Source organism: Sphingopyxis sp. 113P3 (assembly GCF_001278035.1).
GTDB lineage: Bacteria > Pseudomonadota > Alphaproteobacteria > Sphingomonadales > Sphingomonadaceae > Sphingopyxis.
Map to the genome: position 1 here is coordinate 3,720,780 of NZ_CP009452.1, position 19,992 is coordinate 3,740,771.

Consider the following 19,992-nt stretch of genomic DNA (forward strand, 5'->3'; position numbering starts at 1 on the left):
CGCGCACATTGTGACCGCCGTCACACCCTTTTTGCCAGGTACCATTAGGCTTGCTCGCGCGCCGTGACGGGTGGACTCCAATCCCTGTTTCCAGCAGGATAGCAGCGCGCGCAAGACAGGGAAGGGCGGCGGCATGAACGAGGGGTGGCGCGGGTTCGCAAAGCGGCTGGCGAGCAAGACGCGTCTGGCGCTGATTCTTCCTCTCGCAGCGCTCGCGACAGCCGCGGGCGGCGATACCGTTCCGCAGGTCACGCTCGCGACGCCCGGAAGTTCGGGCACAGGCGACGGCACGATCACGCGCTTTACCTTGCGCTTTTCGGAGGACATGGTGGCGCTCGGCGATCCGCGCGCCAAGGCGCCCGCCACCGACGACTGCAAGCTTCCCGCAACCGGCCGCTGGGTCGACACGCGCACCTGGGTGCTCGAATTCGGGGCACCGCTACCGGGGGGCAAGCGCTGCCACGTCTCGCTCCGCCCCGGCCTCGTCACCGCGCGCGGGGTTTCGGTGGCCGGCAATGACCGCTTCGCGCTCGACACGGGCGGCCCGTCCGCGCGCGCTGTGCTCGCGGGCGGCACCTATGAGGGGATCGAGGAGGACCAGATATTTCTCGTTGCGACCAATGTCGCTGCCGACCGCGCCTCGGTCGGCCGCTTTGCCTATTGCGCGGTTGACGGCATCGGCGAAAAGATTCCGGTCGACGTGCTGAAGCGCGAGACCGCAAGCGAGATCCTGACCGGGCTCGGCGCCAACGACTGGCAGACGCGCTCCTTTGCCTATGACGCCGGGCTCCCCGAGCGCCTCCCCGCCGCAGGTGCAGACCGCGACGCCGCGCTCGATCGCATCGTGCCGGTCAAGTGCCGACGCCCGCTGCCGCCCGGACGCGAGATGGCGCTCGTCTGGGACGCGCGCATCAGCCAGGCTGGCGCTCCCGCGCGCACCGCCGGGCGCGACCAGCGCTTCGATTACAAGGTGCGTCCCGCCTTCACCGCCAAGATGGTGTGCAGCCGCGTCAATCCGCAGGCGGGATGCAACCCGATCAAGGACATCACGCTCAAATTTGCCGCACCCGTCGCGCGCGCCACAGCGCTCGCCGCGACGCTCGCGACCACCGATGGCAAGCGTCTCGCGGCCAAAGCCTCTGACAGCGAGAAGAGTGACCCCTGGCTCACCGAGGTGCATTTCGCAGGTCCGCTGCCGCAGAATGTGGACGCGGCGCTCGCTCTGCCCGAGGGCGTGACCGACCAGAGCGGCCGCGCCCTCCAGAATCAGGCGAATTTCCCGCTGAAATTCCACATCGACCGCGCCCCGCCGCTGGTCAAATTCGCCGCGCCCTTCGGCATTTTGGAGGCAAGTGAGGGCGGCGTGCTGCCCGTCACCGTGCGCGGGGTCGAGGCGTCGCTCGTGCAGAAGAATCTCCAGATGCCCGCAACCACGCTCCGCGTCGGCGACGACGATGCGGCGATCGCCCGCTGGCTGCGGCGCGTCGATGACGCTGACGACACCGATTATCGCCAGGAGCGCGACGCGACCGGGGCGGAGGTCACCGTCAACTACACCGGCACAAAATCGGTGTTCGAAGGCGCGCCCGACGGCGGCGCCCGCCGCGAGCTTACATTGACCCCGCCGGGCGGCGGCCGGGCATTCGAGGTCATCGGCATTCCCCTCGCCGAAAAGGGCTTTCACGTTGTCGAGATTGCGAGCCCCGAGCTCGGCGCGGCCCTGCTCGGCCGCCGTGCGACGCGCTATGTCGCGACCGCCGCCCTCGTCACCAATATGGCGGTGCATTTCAAATGGGGCCGCGAAAGCTCGCTCGCCTGGGTGACGTCGCTCGACAGCGGGCGGCCGGTCCCCGGCGCCGAGATCCGCGTCACCGACAGCTGCACCGGCCGCCTCCTCGCACGCGGTACCGCCGACAAGGCGGGCCGCCTCGCCTTCCCGACCGGCCTTCCTGAACCCCAGACCTATTCAGGCTGCGAGGCGGATCCCGATCCCGCCGGCAGCGAGGGCCACGCGCTGATGGTCACCGCGCGCGCGGGCGGCGATTTCAGCTTCACCCTCACCGATTGGGGTAACGGCATCCGGCCCTATGATTTCGACCTGCCCTATGGCTGGTCCGAACGCGGCGACATTCTCCACACCATCCTCGACCGCGCGCTCGTGAAAGCGGGCGAGACGGTCAACATGAAGCACATCCTCCGCCGTCCCGTCGGCACAGGCTTCCGCATCCCCGAAGCGATGACGGGAAAGCTCCGCCTCGTGCATCGCGGCTCGGACACCGAGTTCGAAATGCCGTTCGCGATTGATGCAAGCGGGAGCGGCGAAAATGTCTGGAACGTCCCCAAATCAGCTCCGATGGGCGATTACGACCTGGTCTTCGTCACCAAGGATGCCAAGGGCGAGGAAAAGACGATATGGACCGACCAGTCGATCCGTGTCGACGAATATCGCCTTCCCACGATGAAGGCCGAGGTGACGGGACCCAAGACCCCGCCGGTACGGCCCACCGCGGTGCCGCTGTCGCTGTTCGTCGGCTACCTGTCGGGCGGCCCCGCCCCGAACCTGCCGATCGAGCTGCGCACCAATTTCCGCCCGAGCTGGTCGCCGCCAGAGGATTATCGCGACTGGGATTTCGACGGCCAGCCGGTCAAGGAGGGCGTCGTCCAGCTCGACGACGATGGCGAGGCGCCGCGCGCCGAAATGCCGCTCGCGCGCTCCGTGCCGCTGACGCTCGATACCAACGGCACCGCGACCACCAGCGTCGCTGTCGACCAGCCCATCAGCGAACCGACGGTCATGGCGGTCGAGATGGACTATGCCGATGCCAATGGTGAGACGTTGACGTCCAGCCGCCGTATAACGCTCTACCCTTCTGCGGTTCGCCTCGGGCTCAAGACCGACGGCTGGCTTATGCGCGACCAGGATCTGCGCCTCAAGTTCATCGCCCTCGATCTTGAAGGCAAACCGATCCGCGGCCAGCGCATCGAGGTCGCGCTCTACAGTCGCGAGATCATCACCGCGCGGCGCCGGCTGATCGGCGGCTTTTACGCCTATGACAACCAGATGCGCACGATCCGCCTCGGCGCGCGTTGCAGCGCGGCGACCGACAAGCTCGGGCGCGCAAGCTGCGCGATGGCACCCGGCGTCTCGGGCGAAGTTACCGTCGTCGCGACGACGACCGATGCCGACGGAAATGAAGCGCGCGCGGTGCGCTCTGTCTGGCTCGCAGGGGACGATGACTGGTGGTTCGGCGGCGACAATGGCGACCGCATGGACGTGATCGCCGAACAGCCGCGCTACAAAGCGGGCGACACCGCGACCTTCCAGGTCCGCATGCCCTTCCGCGAGGCCACCGCGCTCGTCACGGTCGAGCGAGAAGGCGTGTTGTCGAGCTTCGTCACGCCCTTGAAGGGCACCGACCCGGTCGTGAAGGTCAAGCTTCCTGCGACCTATGCTCCCGACGTCTATGTCTCGGTCATGGCGGTGCGCGGGCGCGTCACCGGCGGGGAAAGCTGGTTCCGCAAGATGAAGCGCGCGGTGGGATTCGAGGTCGAAAAAAGCGAGGGTGCGCCTCCCACCGCCCTGGTCGATCTTGCCAAGCCGAGCTACCGTCTCGGCATCGCCAAGATCAAGGTCGGCTGGGAGGGCCATCAGCTCGGCGTGAAGGTCAAGGCCGACAAGCAAAGCTATGCCGTGCGCGACACCGCCAGAGCGAGCATCGAGGTCAAGACCCCGGGCGGCAAGCCCGCCGCCGGCGCCGACGTCGCCTTCGTCGCGGTCGACGAGGCGCTGCTCCAGCTTGCCCCCAACGAGAGCTGGAAATTGCTCGACGCGATGATGGGCGACCGCACGCTCGACGTGCTCACCTCGACCGCACAAATGCAGGTGGTGGGAAAACGCCATTATGGCCGCAAGGCGCTCGAGCCCGGTGGCGGCGGGGGCGGCGACCTCAGCGGACTGACGCGCGAGGATTTCCGCCCGGTGCTATTGTGGCAGGGCCATGTCGCGCTCGACGCCAAGGGGCGCGCGACGGTCGACGTTCCGCTTTCCGACAATCTCTCGGCCTTCCGCCTCGTCGCGATCGCAACCGACGGATCGCAGAGCTTCGGCACCGGCGAGACGAACATCCGCACCGTGCAGGATCTCGCCGTCTTCGCCGGGCTGCCCGAACTCGTCCGTACCGGCGACAGTTATGACGCGCGCTTCACGCTGCGCAACGGCACCGATCAACCGATGACCGTCACCGCAACTCCGTCGCTGACACCCGCGGTCGCGACCGGCGCGCCGCTCACCGTCACCATTCCGGCGGGCGGCGCGGTGCCGATCAGCTGGACGATGACCGCGCCCGATATGGCGGGCACGTTGCAATGGACAATCGAGGCCGTCGCGAAGAACGGCAGGCAGCGCGACCGGCTGGTCTTCGACCAGATCATCGAGCCCGCCGTTCCCATCGAGACCTGGGCCGCCAGCCTGATGCACGTCGGCGCCGACACGAGCCTGCCCGTCGCAGCGCCCGCGGGCGCGCTCCCCGGCGGCTATGTCGACGTCGCGCTCTCAGATACGCTCGCGCCGCCGCTCGCGGGGGTGCGCGACTATATGGCGCTCTATCCCTACGACTGTTTCGAACAGCAGACCTCGCGCGCGGTCGCGCTCGGCGATTTCGGTCGCTGGCAGGCGCTCGCCGGGGCGATCCCCGTCTATCTCGATGACGACGGGCTGCTGCGCTACTGGCCCAGCGAGCGGATAGAGGGTTCGCCGGAGCTGACCGCCTATGTCCTCGCGGTGACCGCCGCCAACGGCTTTGCGATCCCCGAAGCCTCGAAGGCCAGGATGATCGCGGCTCTCGAAGCCGTGGTCGAGGGGCGTCTCGATCGCAGGGGCTATGGCCCTTACGACATTCGCCCGGTGCGGATCGCCGCGCTCGCGGCGCTCGCGCGCAACAAGGCGTCGAGCCCCAGCCTCGTCGCGGCGATCGACCTCGCCCCTGCCGACATGGCGACGGGGACGCTCGCCGACTGGCTGGTTGCAATCGAGCGGACGCCGGGGGTGCGAAACGCCGCCGGCCTGCGCGCCGCCGCCGAAGCCGAACTCCGCAAGCGGCTCGTCTACGAAGGAACCCGCCTCGACCTCGTCGACGATGCGCGCGCGCCGTGGTGGATGATGACCAGTGGCGATGAAATGGCCCTCAAGGCGCTCGAAGCCGTGCTCGGCCGCAAGGGCTGGGAGGACGATGCCGGCAAGCTGATGGTCGGCGTCGCCCAACGCCAGCGCCGCGGCCATTGGGACACCACCCCCGCCAATGCGTGGGGTGCCACCGTCGTCCGCCGCTTTGCCGAGCTCTATCCGGCGAGTGCGATCACCGGCACCACGAATATCGCGCTCGCAGGCAAAAGCGCCGCGGCAAGCTGGCCGCGAGCCTCCGATGCCGAGCCGCTGCGCGTTCCGCTCGCCGCAGGCGCAATGAGCCTCCGACACCGGGGCGGCGGCTCGCCCTGGGCCACCGTCAGCGTCAAGGCGGCGGTGCCGCTCACCGAGCCGCTCAACGCGGGCTACCGGATCAAGCGCTCGGTCAGCATCGTCAAGGCGGCGAACCCGAAGCAATTGACGCGCGGCGATGTCCTCAAGGTGCGGATCGAGGTGATCGCCGCCGCGAGCCGGACCTGGGTGATCGTCAACGATCCGATCCCTCCCGGCGCCACCATCGTCGGCAATCTCGGCGGCCAGTCCGAGATGCTCGCCGAGCAGGCCGACGGGACGGGGTGGCAGCCGAGCTATGTCGAGCGCCGCAAGGACAGCTGGCGGGGCTATTTTGGATGGATGCCCGCCGGCACGCACGCGGTTGAATATGTCGTCCGTCTCAATGGCTCGGGCCGCTTCTCCCTGCCTCCGACCCGCGTTGAAGCCATGTACTCACCCGCGATACGAGGCCAGTGGCCGAATGCGCCGCTGACCGTGGCGGGCTCAGCGGAATGAGGCCGGGGACCGTGCTGGCGGTCCGACTGTTCGCGGTATCCCGGCTTCACCGCATGCGAATGACATAGAGGGTCGGCAACGAAGCGATCATGTCATGACCGAGCTGCAACCCCGCAAACGCCGCCTATTCGACGCGCTGGCATGGCTGGCTCTCGCGCTGCTCATCATCACGACGGCCGCGCATCTCCTCACCCGTCCGCCCGCGATGCCCGCCTATGCCGACGTCCGCGCAGCGTGGAAGCCCAGCGAGGCGTGGCTTTACGACCGCGACGGGCGGCTGCTCGATACCGAGCGGGTCGATTTCCAGCGCCGCCGCCTCGCCTGGGTGCCGCTCGACGACATCAGCCCCGCTGTGCGGAGCGCGGTGGTGCGGGCGGAGGATCGCCGCTTCTGGGCGCACGGCGGAGTCGACTGGCTTGCGATTGGCGCGGCAGTACGCGCGCGCCTGACGATGGGGGGGACCGGCGGCCGCTCGCGCGGCGCGTCGACACTCCCGATGCAGCTCGCCGCATTCCTCGCCCCCGAGCTCGCGCAGCCCGGCCAGCGCGGCTGGCTCGCCAAGCTGCGCCAGATGCGCGCGGGACGCGCCCTTGCGGCACGCTGGACCCGCGAGGAGATGCTCGAGGCCTATTTCAACCTCGTCCCGCTGCGCGGCGAAGCGCAGGGGATCGGCGCGGGCGCGAACAGCCTGTTCGGCAAGCGCCCAGCCGAAATGACCCGCACCGACGCTGCGCTTTTCGCGGGGCTTCTGCCCAACCCCGCGGCGGGCGCGAAAATGCTCGGTGAACGCGCGTGCCGGATCGCCGAGGTGCCGGACTGCGGCCCCATCCGCGCCGCCGCTGCCACCCTCGTGTCGGGTGAGCGTGCCGCGCGGCTCGACCCGGCGCTCGCGCCGCACCTCGCGGTCCGGTTGCTCGACCGGCCGGGTAAACGCGTAACGACGACGATCGATCGCCGCATCCAGACCGCCGCCATCATTGCGCTTCGCCGCCAGCTCGCCGGGCTTGGCGCCGACCGGGTACGCGACGGCGCCGTCGTCGTGCTCGACAATGCGACCGGCGACGTCCTCGCCTATGTGGGCGGCGTCGGGCTCCAGTCGACCGCGGCGCAGGTCGACGGCGCCAACGCCCGCCGGCAGGCTGGCTCGACGCTAAAGCCGCATCTTTACGCGCAGGTGATCGAAAGGGGCTGGCTCACCGCCGCCTCGATCCTCGATGACAGCCCGGTGCAACTTGACACCGCCTCGGGCCTTTATGTCCCCAAGAATTACGACCACAGTTTCAAGGGGCCTGTCAGCGTCCGTCAGGCGCTCGCGAGCTCGCTCAACGTCCCTGCAGTTCGCGCTCTCCTCATCGATGATGTGCAGCAGTTCCGCGACCGTCTCTGGGCGCTGGGCTACAACGGCCTCGTCGAAGACGGCGATTATTACGGCTTCAGCCTGGCTCTCGGATCGGCGGAAGTTTCGCTGGTCGAGCAGGCGAATGCATTCAGAACATTCGCAAACGACGGAAAATGGTCGCCGGTGAACTTCCTCGCTGCACGTGAGCTTCGCGACAATCCACGTCAGATCGTCAGCGCCGCTGCTGCCTTCATCGTCGGCGACATCCTCGCTGACGCCACCGCCCGCGCCGACGCCTTCGGGGCCGACAGCGCGCTTCGCCTCCCTTTCTGGGCCGCCGCGAAGACCGGAACGTCCAAGGGAATGCGCGACAATTGGTGCATCGGCTGGTCCGACCGCTACACGGTCGCGGTCTGGGTGGGCAATCTTGAAGGTGACTCGATGCGTGCGGTTTCGGGAACCTCAGGCGCCGCGCCAGTGTGGCGTGACGTCATGATGGCGCTTCATGCCGATCGTCCCGGCAGATCCCCTGTGATGCCCGACGGCGTCGAGGTGCGGCAGATCGCACTTCCCGGGACGCGCGAGCCGCCGCGGCGCGAATATTTCCTCCGCGGTACCGCGCAGAGCGATATGGCGGCCGCCCCGGCGGCCGCACGCCGTCCGCGCATCACCAGCCCGGTCAGCGGCAGCGTCTATGCGATCGACCCCGATATCCCCGGGAATCGTCAGCGGCTCGCGGTCGTGGTCAGCGGCGCCGCAGCCGGTCACCGGCTGATGCTAGACAAACGCCTCGCCGGCGACGCCGAGGCGGGACTCCAGATCGCACCGCGGCCGGGCAGTCACATCCTCACCCTCGTCGATCCGGGCGGCCGGACGATCGACAGGGTGCGCTTTACGGTACGGTAAGCGCGTCCTACTCCCAGAGAAAAGCCGCTTTGACCCGGCGAAATTAAGTTGCGCTGCCCAAAGGAGCGGCTAGTCTGCCCCGCCAGGAGAGGGCGCCCGCAAAGGCCGCCCGACAAGGGGATATTTTCTATGATATTTGGTCGCGTCAAACCACTGGACGCCATCTTGGCCACGGCCGAGAAGAAATCGCTGCATCGCTCGCTCGGCGCAGTCCAGCTGACCCTTCTCGGGGTCGGCGCAATCATCGGCACCGGGATTTTCGTCCTGACCGCCGCCGCGGCGCAAAAGGCCGGGCCGGGGATGATGTGGAGCTTCGTTATCGCGGGCGCGGTCTGCGCCGTCGCGGCGCTCTGCTATTCCGAGCTCGCCTCGATGGTCCCGGTGTCGGGATCGGCCTATACCTACACCTATTCGGTGGTCGGCGAATTGCTCGCCTGGATGGTCGGCTGGGCGCTGATCCTCGAATATGCGGTTGCGGCGAGCGCCGTATCGGTTGGCTGGTCCGGCTATTTCATGGGACTGGTCAAGAGTTTGACAGGTTTTGAGCTACCAACGATGCTGCAGGCGGGGCCAACCTGGTCGATGAACGGCTTCATCCCGTCGGCCGACTTCAGCACCGGGTTCATCAATGTTCCCGCGATCTTCGTCGCACTCGCCGTAACCTGGCTGCTGATGATCGGCACCAAGGAAAGCGCGACCGTCAACGCCGTGCTGGTGGCGATCAAGGTCGCAGCGCTCACCATGTTCGTCATTCTTGCGATGCCGGTCCTCGACCGCGAGCATTTTGCGCCCTTCGCGCCGAACGGCTGGTTCGGCCCCGCGGGCACCTCGGGCCTCGGAATCGTCGGCGCCGCGGCGTCGATCTTCTTCGCCTATGTCGGTTTCGACGCGGTCTCGACCGCAGCCGAGGAAACCAAGAACCCGCAGCGCAACGTGCCGATCGGCCTCATCGGCAGCCTTGCGATCTGCACGATCTTCTACCTGCTGGTCGCAGCTGCGGCGATCGGCGCGATGGGCGCACAGCCCACTGCGCTCGGCGTGCAGCCCGGCACCGCCGAGTTCGCTCGCGAATGCGCAGCGCTCGCTGCCCAGGGCAACGAACCATTGGTCTGTTCGAACGAAGCGCTCGCGCACGTGCTCCGCTCAATCAACTATACGCGCGCGGGCGACCTCATCGGTCTTGCGGCCAACCTCGCGCTACCGTCGGTTATCCTGATGATGCTCTTCGGCCAGACGCGCATCTTCTTCGTGATGGCACGCGACGGGCTGCTTCCCGAAAAGCTCGCAAGCGTTCACCCCAAGTGGAAGACGCCGCACGTCGTCACCTTGATCACAGGCATCTTTGTCGCGATCGCCGCGGCGCTGCTGCCGGTAGGCCAGCTTGCCGACATCTCCAACTCGGGAACGCTCTTCGCCTTCCTGATGGTGTCGATCGCGGTGCTCGCGCTGCGCGTGAAGGACCCGTCGCGGCATCGTCCCTTCCGGACCCCCTTCGTGTGGGTGGTGGCGCCCGTCGCGGCCTTCGGCTGCGTATTCCTTTTCTGGAACCTGCCCATCGACGCGAAGCTGGTGCTTCCCATCTGGGGTGTCGTCGGCCTCGTCATCTATTTCCTCTACGGCTATCGCCGCAGCCATGTCGGACGCGGCATCGTCGAGGTACATGAGGACGATCCCGACGCGCCGCCGCCGCCGGTCCCGCCGGTGCCGTCGATCGGTTAATCTGGGAAAAGGGGGCCCCCGAGCCCCCTTTTCTTTATCCCTCAGAAGGGACTCCGGGGCGCCGTCCCCGGCCGCGTGAACAGCTTGCCGCGTTCGGCCCAGAAGACGAGCGCGAGTCCGATGACTCCGGCGATGAGGAAAGCGTAGGCGAGCGGCAGCGTCGACCCGTCATATTGCTGGCCGATCAAGGCGCCGACGACGGCTGCGACCAGCGTCTTTGCAAAGCTCTGATAGGAGGAGGCAACCCCTGCCATATGCCCGAAATCCTCCATCGCGATCGATCCGAAATTACTGCCGATAAAGCCGATCAACCCGACGTTGACCATCATCAATGCCGTGAACATCCACAGCGTCTCGGCGCCGCTCAACGCAACGGCGATCTGCACAATCGAGGTAAGCATGAAAGCGAAGGTCGCGCTCTGGGATACGCGCCTCGCGCCAAAGCGTTCGACGATCGCAGCGTTCGAGAAGTTGGCGATCGCGATTCCTGCCGCGACGCAGGCAAAAACCAGCGGGAACCAGTTTGCCGCACCGAACACCTCGGCGATGATCTGTTCGCTGCTGTTAAGATAGCCGTAGAGCGCGGCCTGCATCATTGCCGAGGCGAACATATATCCTGCCGCCCGGCGGTGCCGCGTTACCGTCGCCCAGCCTGCGATCATCGTACGCGCATCGAGCGGCCGAACGTCGGCGGGATCGAGCGTCTCGGGAAGCCGCCGCAACCATAAGAGCATGACCACCCCCATCACCGCGAGCACGATGAAGATCGCGCGCCAGTTGGCAAAGGCGGTGACCCCCGCACCCATCGTCGGCGCGATGGCGGGAACGATCATGAAGACAAGGAAGATCATCGACAGCCGCTTCGCCATCGCGTCGCCCGAAAACAGGTCGCGGATTACCGCAACGACGACGACACCGAGCGCGGCGCTAATCATCCCGTGGCCAAAACGCAGCGCAAGGAGGAGCGGAAAACTGTTCGCCAGCCCGCAGCCGATCGAGAAAGCGACATAGGCAAAAAGCGCCGGCACGAGCACGCCCTTGCGCCCGAACCGGTCGGAGAGCGGACCATAGAAGAGCGAGCCGACGCCGATGCCGAGCAAATAAGTCGAAATCACATATTGCCGGTCGTTGGCGACGGTGACGCCGAGCGCATCGCCGATCGACGGCAGCGCGGGGAGCATCGAGTCGATCGCGAGCGCGTTCAGCGCCATCACCATCGCCATCATGAAAACCATCTCGCGGTTGCCCGGCAAGGGGCGGCGCTGGTCGTTGGAAATTTGAGGAGAGTTGTGCATTGCAACACATATGGACGGAGCGGCCCCGTTTGACCAGTGCGCGCTCCGTACCGTTTGCCGGGCATAGCTATGCGCTGCTATTCCTGCGGGGCGGCAACCTCTTCGATCGGCAGCCCGAGCTTGGCGAGTTGCGGCCTCACGGTCTTGGCGTCGCCGACGACGACGATGACAAGGCGGCCCGGCTGCAATTCCTTGGCCGCAGCGTCGTTCAATGTCGCCGCGTTCAGCGCTCCATAGGTCGCCGGCAGCGTTTCGAAATAATCATCGGGCCGTCCGAAGCGGACGATTTCGTCGATCCCGCCCGCGATTTGAGCGCGCGTCTCGAACCGGTTGGGCAGGCCGCGAATATTGCCCTCCTTGATCCGATTGACCTCAACCGCGGTGGCCCCGCGCGCCGCCGGATATTCGCGCATCTCGCGCAGCATCTCGGCGATCGCGTCGCCCGTGCGATCGCTCTGCACCGGTGCGCGGACGATGTGCGGCATCGGCCCCTCGGTTTCCTGGATCGTGCTCCGCACGCCATAGGACCAGCCCTTGGTCTCGCGCAGGTTCATGTTGAGGCGCGACAGGAATCCGTTGCCGAGAATCTCGTTCGAAGCCTGAAGTACCTCATTTTTATCCTTGCCGGTTTCGGCAAGCACCTGCCCCGCTGCGATCACCGACTGCGGCGCTCCGGGCCGGTCAATGAGGACGATACGCTGGCGCGGCGCGGGGATCGCGACGCTCCAGTCCTTTTGTGCCGGTGACGATGCCGGGGGGACCCAGCGCCCGAATGCCCAGTCGAGCGCCGCGACGACGGCCGCCTTGTCGACGTCACCGACGACGATGATGCGCGCCCTGTCCGGGCGAAAGGAGGCGGCATGGGCGGCGGCGAGATCAGCGGGGGTCAGGCGCGCGACAACGTCGCGGCTCCCGGTACCGGTCAGCGGCGCGCCATAGGGATGGCCCGGGCCATAGAGGAGAGGCGGCAGCGCGCGCATCGCGAGCACCATCGGATTATTCTCCTCCTGCGCAATTCCCGCGAGCCGCTGCGCGCGCACGCGCTCGACCTCGGCGGGGGCAAAGGCCGGTGCGCGAACGATATCGGCCATCAGCGCGAGCGACGGTTTGAGGTTGCTCGTGAGCGTATCGAGCGACACGGTCGTCGAGTCGAGACCCGCGCTCACGTTGATGCTCGCACCGAGCCGTTCCTGCTCCTCGGCGATCGCAATTGCATCACGGCTTTTCGTGCCTTCCTCGAGCATTGCAGCCATGAAGCTTTGCGTACCGCGCGCGTCCGGCGCGTCGGCGGCGAAGCCCGCGTCGAAGTTCAGCGTCACGGTCACCTTGGGGACCGCGGTGCGCCTTGCAAAATAAACGGGGATACCGTTGGCGAGCGCCGCGCGCTCGATCGCAGGAAAATCGAAACTACCAACGGGATCGACTGGCGGGAAGCTGCGCTTCGCGGCTGTCTCCGGCGTCTCGCTCGCGGCCGAGAGCGCTGCCTCATTGGCCTCGCCGCCGCGGTAATAGCCGATGCGAGGGCTCCCGGTCCTCTCCCATCCGCCGCGACTTTCGCCGCCCTCGGTGCGCCCACCCGGATCGACGCGGATCGCGGCGACCGGCCGGGTCAGCCAACGCTGCATCGCGGCCTGCACCGCGGCTGGCGTCAGCGCGGTCAGCGCCGCCAGATCCTGCTTGTACTTCTCCGGATCACCCGAGAAGACCAGGCCCTCGGCAAGCGTCGACCCCTTGCCGTTGAACCCGCCGACTTGTTCAAGCTGGCCAACCTGCGCGGAAACAAGGCTTGCAACTGCCCGGTCGAGTTCGGCCTGCGTGGGTCCCTTGGCAATGAAGTCGGCGAGGATCGCATCGAAGCGAGCCTCCGCCTCGGCAACCTCGACCCCGGGCTTTACGTCAATGTAGCTTTGTACCATCGACGCATGCTCAAAAGGCAGCAGATAGGCCGTGACGGCAACCGCGAGCTGTTCCTTGCGCACCAGCAGGTTATCGAGCCGCGAGCTCGCGAGCCCGCCGAGAATGTACATGCCCGTCGCAAGAGCCGGATAGCTCGGATCATTGAGCCCCGGCACCGCCCAGTTGCGATAAAGACGCGTCGTTGCAACCTGATCGGTTATCGTCTTCGCAAAGGGCTTGTCGAGCGTCGGAACCGGCGCCTCAACGGAGGCGATCGGCGGCCCTGCAGGAATGTCGCCGAACCAGCGTTCGACCTTGGGCTTCGCTGTCGCAGCGTCGATATCGCCCGCTAGCACCAGCACCGCATTATTTGGCCCATAATTGTCGGTGAACCATTTCTTGACGTCATCGAGGCTCGCAGAATTGAGATCGTCCATCGAGCCTATGGTCGAGTGACGATAGGGGTGACCGACCGGGAACAGCGCATCTTGCGTCTCATATTCGACGATCGCATAGGGTTGGTTGTCGCCCTGCCTTTTCTCGTTCTGAACAACGCCGCGTTGCTGGTCGAGCTTCTCCTGAGTCACCGCGCCGAGGAGATGCCCCATGCGATCGCTTTCCATGAATAGCGCGAGGTCGAGCGCTCCAGTGGGCACCGTCTCGACATAATTGGTGCGATCAAGCCACGTCGATCCGTTGGTCGGGGTCGACCCGGCTGCCTCGAGCGGTTCGTCGAAATTGGGAACATTTTCGCTACCGCCGAACATCAGATGCTCGAACAGATGCGCGAAGCCCGTCTTGCCCTTGGGCTCATGCTTCGATCCGACGCGGTAGTAGGTGGTAACTCCTACGATCGGCGCCTTGCGGTCGGTGTGGACTAGAACGGTCAGTCCGTTGTCGAGCGTGAACTGCTCATAGGGTATGTCGATCGCGGCAACCGTGTCGGCGATCGCCCGGGCCTCGGCCGAAGCGGTGACAGCCGGCTTTTCGGCGGCGGCCGGTAGCGGTGCCCCGGCCAGCATGAGAGCGAGCACGGCCAGCGAAGCCGACAGCTTGGATTTCTTCATGATTTTCCCCGTTTTTCAAGCAATGGATGATTATCCGACGCCTGCATCCGAACGCCAAATGCTTTTCGACGAGCGGCGGAGTGCAAAAGGCAATGGGGATGAAATCTGCACGCGAATGGGTGGGAAAGGAAAGGCCAGTCAAAGCCCTGCCCTCTCCAACGAAAAGGGCCGCCCGTCGCTTTCGCGACGGACGGCCCCGACCTTTTTGGCTGCGGGGCGTCAGGCCTGACGCGTTCCCGTCATGGCCATCGATCCGAAGGGTCCGGCCTTGATGGTGCCGGTCAGCGCGTCGCCGTCTACCGTCGCTTCGCATTCGAGCGTCATCGGCATCGGCACCTTCATGTTCATCGTCCAGGTCAGCTTGTTGCCATCAACCTTGCCATTCTCGACGTCGAGCGATCCCATCGCTCCCGCGTTCTGGCCGGAAAAGCTGTCGCCATCGCTCTTCACCGTGAAAACCGACTTCTGATCGCCCATCGGCGATTTCGTGATGCACTCGTAGCTACCATCGACTTGGGCCATCGAATCTCTCCTACTGAAACTGATGTTAATTAGCGGGTGTCGCTATTTCCACCGGCAGACCCAATCCGTCAAGCTGCGGCTTCACCGTGTCGGCGTCCCCGACGACCACATAGACGAGGTCGTCAACGCTGAGCGCCTTTCGCGCTGCCGCGTCGATCTCGGCGGTCGTCATCGCTTCATAGGTCGCAGGCAGCTTTTCATAATAATCGTCGGGGCGGCCGAACTTGACGATCGAGCGCAGGCCGCCGAGCACGTCGCCCGACGTCTCGAAGCTTCCCGGCAGCTCGCGCACGCTGCCGTTGATCGTGCGCTCGAGCTCCTCCGCCGTCGTCCCCTTGCCGCCGAGATAGGTGGTGAGGTCGCTGCGCAGTTCCTTGATCGAATCGCCCGTCCGATCGGCCTGCACCGGCGCGATCGCGACCCAGCTCAGCTGTTCCTTGTCGGCTGAGATGCGCGAGCGCACGCCATAGGACCACCCCTTGGTCTCGCGCAGGTTCATGTTGAAGCGCGACAGAAAATTGCCCCCGAAGATATCGTTGGCAGAGCGCAGGATTTCGAGTGAATCGCTGCCCTTTGCGTCGAGGACCTTGCCCGCCATGATCACCGACTGCGGCGATTTGGGCCGATCAACGAGAAGGATGCGTGGGCGAGGGCTGGGAATTGCGACCTCGAAATGCTTTTCCGGCTTCGGTGTCGAGGGCGCCTTCCATGCGCCGAGCGCCGCGTCGAGTTCCTTCTTCACTTCGGCCAGCGTCGTGTCGCCGACGACGAAGATGCGCGCATTGTCGGGACGGATCCAGCTGGCGTGAAATGCTGCGAGCTGCTCGCGCGTCGCGGCCCTCACCGCGTCCGCGTTGCCGAGCCCCGAGGGCGGAATGCCATAGGGATGCTTGTCACCATAAAGCGCCGGGGCGAGAACCCGTGCCGCGATAGCGCTCGGGTTGTTGAGTTCGGCTTTCAGGCGGTTGAGCTGCTGCGCCCGCACCCGCTCGAGTTCCTTCGCATCGAAGGCCGGGTGGCGGATATAGTCAGCGAGCAGGCCGAGCGAGGCGCGAAGATTGGGTTTGAGCGCGAACAGGCTGAAGATCGTCTCGTCGGCGTTCGCAGCCCCGCCAATCTGCGCGCCGAGCCGCTCTTTCGCCTCGGCAAAGGCAATTGAATCAAGGCTCGTCGTGCCCTCGTCCATCAGGCTGAGCATCAACGACTGGGTGCCGAGCGCATCATGGGGATCGGCGGCATAGCCCGCGTCGAAGCTCACCGCGACCTGCACCGTCGGCACGGTGTCACGCCGCGCGAACACGACCTCGATTCCGTTCTTGAGCCTCGTCCGCTCGATCGCAGGGAAATCAAGTGCCGTAAGGTCGGCAACCGCGGGCAGCTGCGACCGGTCGGCGATCGAGCTCGCCGCCCCGATTCCGGTGTCGGGACCGATGTCACCGAGTGCGGGGTTCCAATAGCGGTCGGGCTGGACGGCTTTGGCGACCTTACCCGCGGTGACCGCACCGCCGCGCGCCTCGCCGCCCTCGGTGCGCTCGCCGGGCGTGTAGGTCAGCGAGAATGCGGGGCGCGACAGCCATTTGTTCGCGACAGCCCTCACCTGCTCGGGCGTCGCCCGGGCCATCCGGTCAAGCTCGGTCTTATAATAGGCGGGATCGTTCGAATAAAGGGCGCCCTCGGCAAGCGTCACCGCCTTGCCGCCGAAGCCGCCGACCGATTCAAGCCCCGAGATCGTGCCGCCAAGCGTGCTCGCCGCCGCACGCTGCAGTTCGTCGGCGGTCGGGCCCGTCGCAAGGAAGTCTGCAATTTGCTCATCGAGTCGCTTGGCGACCAGCGCGGGCTCAATGCCCTCCTTGACGTCTGCCTGCACGATCAGGATGCCGGCATCTTCGAATGGCTGGGCAAAGGCGGCGACACTGACCGCGACCGGATCCTTGCGCACCATGGCATTGTCGAGCCGCGAGCTCGACAGGCCCCCAAGGACGCTCATCGCCATCTGCAGCGGCACCGCCTCAGGATCGTTGAGCCCCGGGATCGCCCACATGCGGTAGATCCGCGTCGTCGGTATCAGGTCCTTGACCTCCTTCGCCAGCGGGGCGGGAAGTGTCGGAACCGTCACTTTCGGCATCTGGACCGCGGGGCCGCGCGGAATGTCGCCGAACCACTCGGTGACCTTCTTCTTTGCGGTCGCCGTGTCGATGTCGCCTGCAAGGACGAGCACGGCATTATTGGGCCCGTAATTGTCGGTGAACCACTTCTTCACATCGTCGAGACTCGCCGAGTTGAGGTCGTCCATCGATCCGATGGTGCTGTGGTGGTAGGGGTGGCCCGCGGGGAAGAGATTCTCGAAGATCTCGTATCGCAGGAGCCCATAGGGGTTATTGTCGCCCTGGCGCTTCTCGTTCTGGACAACCCCGCGCTGATTATCGAGTTTCTCCTGCGTCACGGCGCCGAGCAGATGCCCCATGCGGTCGCTTTCGAGGAAGAGCGCCCGGTCGAGCGCGCCGGTCGGGACGGTCTCGAAATAATTGGTGCGATCCATATTGGTCGTGCCGTTGCTGTCGGTCGCGCCGACCTGTTGCAGCGGCTCGAAGAAATCGCCGGGCGCATTCTCGGAACCGTTGAACATCAGATGTTCGAACAGGTGCGCAAAGCCGGTCTTGCCGGCAGGCTCATTCTTCGACCCCACGCGGTACCAGACGGACACTGCGACGACGGGAGCCTTGCGGTCCTCATGCACGATGACGCGCAGACCATTGTCGAGGGTAAAGGCCTCGTAGGGGATGTCCACCGCCTTCACCAGCTCGGCAATCGGGGCGGGGTCGGCCGCCTTCGCCTTTGCAAGCGCGGGTCCTGCGGCGACGAGCGCGGTTGAGGCCGCAAGAGCGAGGACGAAACGAGGGGAACGGAACATGGGTGATCCTCTTGAAAAGACGCGCAGCAAGGCGCGGATGCCGGACGGCACTGTATGAGCGGTTTAGGACGGCAAAGCGCGGCGTTCAAGGTCGATAGAAGCGCGCTCCGCTGGCCTTCAGCGCTGCCGGATCGAATAGCACCGGCTTCAGCCTGTGCGCCACGAACAGCGGCGCCTGATCGTTGTAATGGGGGCTGTCGGGCCGTGTCGTCGCGGCGCCGAAGGGTTGGATCGATTCCGAGCGAACCCGGCCGGATCGGTCCCAGGTTACAAAGAGAATGAAGCTGTCGCCGTGGCGTACCTTCAGCCGACCGTCGGGCTCGACGTCCCACAATGTCGAAGCGCGAACCGTGTCGTTGCCTCCGTCGAGCGGCAGGTCGACCCGGCGTGGCCCCTCGCCATGGCGCAGGCGGAGCACGGTACCGAGTTTGGGGTCAAGCCCTGCGAAATGTTCCTGAAGGTGCGCGACGGCCTCTTTGAGGACCGAGCGCGGATCGGGCTGAGCGCGGCGCTGATAATGCGCCCCGCCCGCGGGACGCAGCACCATCAGCGCAAGTGCGTCGCCATGCCCCCTGCCGTCGAGGTTCCAGTCCCATTTGCGCAGCAGCGCCTGCGCCTCGGCGAGCGCAGGGTCGCGCTTCGTGTCGAGCGCAAGCAGCTTGTCGATCCACGCCTTCGCATAGCCTGTCCTCGCATAGGCGGTATCATATTTGATCGCCTTGAGCCGCGCTTCGTCGATCTGCCCCGAAGCCTCGAACAGCTCGATCAGCCGTGCGGCGCGATTGGTCATATCATCCTCGACGCCGAGCAGCGGCGAGAAGGCAGCCGCATCGAGCTCGTCGCCCGGCCCTGCCGCGACCCAGGGGGTGTTGTTCGCGTTGATCACATAGCCTGACGCCGGATTGACCAGAGCTGGCACGCGGTCGAAGGGCAGCGTCCTCGTCCAGACGGTGGATGAGGTATCGCCTGGCAATATCCCGCGCCAGTTGAACCCCGGCGCGCGATCGGGGAACATTGCATTGTAGAAAAGGCCGATATTCCCCTTGGCGTCAGCATAGACGAAGTTGGTCGCAGGAACACCCTGACCCGCCATCGCGGCGCGCCACTCGGCAAAATTCCGCGCCTTGTTGAGCCGATAATATTGGGTGACCATATTCGCCTGGTCCTGTCCCGCGTAACGGATTGCAAAAGCGCCCTGTTCATTCCTGATCACCGGCCCTTGCACCGATCGCCATATGGTTCGCGGCACCGGCAGGACGAAGGGCCCGAATTTTACTTTGAGCCAGACGCGCTTCTTTTCGAGCGGGCGCCATTCGCCGTCGAACCGGTATTCCTCGCCGCTCTCGTCGAGGACCAGCTTATAGACGTCGATCAGGTCGGGCCGGTTCACCGTATTGGTCCAGCCGAGATATTTATTGTGCCCGAGGAAAGGATAAGGGGAGCCCGGGAAATTCGCACCGGCGAAATCCCAGCCCTCTTCGCTGTGCACGACCAGCTCATACCATGCGACCCCGCCGGTCCACGGCTGATGCGAATTGGAGACGAGACGCGTTGCCCCGTCGGTTGACCGCGAGGGCGCGACGGCCATGGCGTTCGACCCGTTCGATCCTGGCTCGCGCCCCAAGGGCGTGTCGGATCGCGGGACGATCTTGCCCGTGACGTCGATCGCCGGCCCACCCTCACGTCCCAGGGGCTGCCCCTCGGTCAGCTGGCCGAGCACCGAATCGAGCCCGAAGAAAAAGGGCGAGCGCAGCACGAAACCCGCAACGACGTCCTCGCCGGTGACGGGAAACAGGCCCGAGAGTCGAACCTCGTCCGGATGCTTGTCGGCATAATGGTTGAGCCCCGCAGCATAGGCAGTGAACAGCCGCTTCACATCATCGGGAAGGCGCGGCCAGTCGCGCGCGCTCGTCTCGCGCACGCCGAGCAGGGCTGCGACATAGTCGATCTTCGCGCCGTCAGCGCCGAGAAGCGCGCCGGTGCGCCCGCGCGTCATCGCGAGCACTTCCTGGAGCGTCGAAAAATCATCCTCGGCATGCGCATAAGCGACGCCATAGGCGGCGTCGGCATCGGTTTTGCCAAAGATGTGGGGGACCCCGAAGCCGTCGCGGGCGATCCGCACCTCGCCTGGGCTGAAGGAAGGCGCAGCAGGCGCCTCTGCCGTCAGAGGCTCCCAGACGGCGAGCCCGACCATCACCGCCGCAACCAGCAGGAGCAGTCCGACGAAAAATTTGCGCATTCGCTTTCCCATTTCCTGCACTATGCCTTGCGAGAGGCCTCATGGCGGAAAATTTGCGAGACGGAAAGCCATGCTCTTGTGTTGCATAATGGCAACACTATCTCTCTCGTCGAGAAAGGGGCTTAGT

General features: G+C 65.8%; 9 protein-coding genes. 4 read left to right on the forward strand and 5 right to left on the reverse strand.

All coding sequences use genetic code 11. The features are described 5' to 3' along the window. The first annotated feature begins 133 nt into the window (after positions 1 to 133). The 3 genes from LH20_RS18090 to LH20_RS18100 all read left to right on the forward strand — a co-directional run bounded on the left by LH20_RS18090 (position 134) and on the right by LH20_RS18100 (position 9,935). Positions 134 to 5,971 (forward strand): alpha-2-macroglobulin family protein, encoded by a 5,838-nt coding sequence (locus tag LH20_RS18090; protein ID WP_053555419.1) that lies wholly within the window; start codon positions 134 to 136, stop codon positions 5,969 to 5,971. A gap of 94 nt (positions 5,972 to 6,065) precedes the next feature. Beyond that, positions 6,066 to 8,216, forward strand: coding sequence for a penicillin-binding protein 1C (pbpC, locus tag LH20_RS18095; RefSeq protein WP_053555420.1), 2,151 nt, complete (start codon positions 6,066 to 6,068; stop codon positions 8,214 to 8,216). Positions 8,217 to 8,345: 129 nt separating this feature from the next. Continuing rightward, entirely contained in the window at positions 8,346 to 9,935 is a 1,590-nt protein-coding gene (locus LH20_RS18100) for an amino acid permease (protein ID WP_053555421.1), read from the forward strand. Between the two features lie 41 nt (positions 9,936 to 9,976). Here the strand turns inward: LH20_RS18100 and LH20_RS18105 are convergent, their stop codons facing one another. Together LH20_RS18105 and LH20_RS18110 are read right to left on the reverse strand one after the other, a co-directional pair. Beyond that, a complete protein-coding gene (locus tag LH20_RS18105) occupies positions 9,977 to 11,170 on the reverse strand; it encodes a multidrug effflux MFS transporter (RefSeq protein WP_235527019.1) in 1,194 nt (397 codons plus the stop codon). Between the two features lie 137 nt (positions 11,171 to 11,307). Next, on the reverse strand, positions 11,308 to 14,193 hold the full coding sequence (locus LH20_RS18110; RefSeq protein WP_053555423.1) for a M16 family metallopeptidase: 2,886 nt from the start codon (positions 14,191 to 14,193) through the stop codon (positions 11,308 to 11,310). Here LH20_RS18110 and LH20_RS18115 point away from each other — a divergent pair. Next, complete coding sequence (locus LH20_RS18115) at positions 14,192 to 14,422, forward strand: hypothetical protein (protein WP_053555424.1); 231 nt, start codon at positions 14,192 to 14,194, stop codon at positions 14,420 to 14,422. The genes LH20_RS18110 and LH20_RS18115 overlap by 2 nt on opposite strands. Here LH20_RS18115 and LH20_RS18120 read toward each other — a convergent pair. From LH20_RS18120 to LH20_RS18130, 3 genes are all read right to left on the reverse strand, one after another. Continuing rightward, positions 14,413 to 14,715: a hypothetical protein gene (locus LH20_RS18120; RefSeq protein ID WP_053555425.1), complete on the reverse strand. Its 303-nt coding sequence runs from the start codon at positions 14,713 to 14,715 to the stop codon at positions 14,413 to 14,415. The two genes, LH20_RS18115 and LH20_RS18120, sit on opposite strands and share 10 nt — an antisense overlap. Before the next feature lie 25 nt (positions 14,716 to 14,740). Further along, positions 14,741 to 17,626 carry a M16 family metallopeptidase gene (locus LH20_RS18125; RefSeq protein ID WP_053555426.1) on the reverse strand — a complete coding sequence of 962 codons (2,886 nt, stop codon included), beginning with the start codon at positions 17,624 to 17,626 and terminating at the stop codon, positions 14,741 to 14,743. Positions 17,627 to 17,711: 85 nt separating this feature from the next. Then, the gene (locus LH20_RS18130) at positions 17,712 to 19,865 is read right to left on the reverse strand and encodes an acylase (RefSeq protein ID WP_053555427.1); all 2,154 of its coding nucleotides are present in this window, start codon (positions 19,863 to 19,865) and stop codon (positions 17,712 to 17,714) included. Positions 19,866 to 19,992: the final 127 nt, after the last annotated feature.

Bases quoted from the DNA above. Each gene is read 5' to 3' on its own strand.
- LH20_RS18090 (WP_053555419.1), top strand. From the start codon at position 134: ATGAACGAGGGGTGGCGCGGGTTCGCAAAGCGGCTGGCGAGCAAGACG.
- pbpC (WP_053555420.1), top strand. From the start codon at position 6,066: ATGACCGAGCTGCAACCCCGCAAACGCCGCCTATTCGACGCGCTGGCA.
- LH20_RS18100 (WP_053555421.1), top strand. From the start codon at position 8,346: ATGATATTTGGTCGCGTCAAACCACTGGACGCCATCTTGGCCACGGCC.
- LH20_RS18105 (WP_235527019.1), bottom strand. From the start codon at position 11,170: ATGGTTTTCATGATGGCGATGGTGATGGCGCTGAACGCGCTCGCGATC.
- LH20_RS18115 (WP_053555424.1), top strand. From the start codon at position 14,192: ATGATTTTCCCCGTTTTTCAAGCAATGGATGATTATCCGACGCCTGCA.
- LH20_RS18110 (WP_053555423.1), bottom strand. From the start codon at position 14,193: ATGAAGAAATCCAAGCTGTCGGCTTCGCTGGCCGTGCTCGCTCTCATG.
- LH20_RS18120 (WP_053555425.1), bottom strand. From the start codon at position 14,715: ATGGCCCAAGTCGATGGTAGCTACGAGTGCATCACGAAATCGCCGATG.
- LH20_RS18125 (WP_053555426.1), bottom strand. From the start codon at position 17,626: ATGTTCCGTTCCCCTCGTTTCGTCCTCGCTCTTGCGGCCTCAACCGCG.
- LH20_RS18130 (WP_053555427.1), bottom strand. From the start codon at position 19,865: ATGCGCAAATTTTTCGTCGGACTGCTCCTGCTGGTTGCGGCGGTGATG.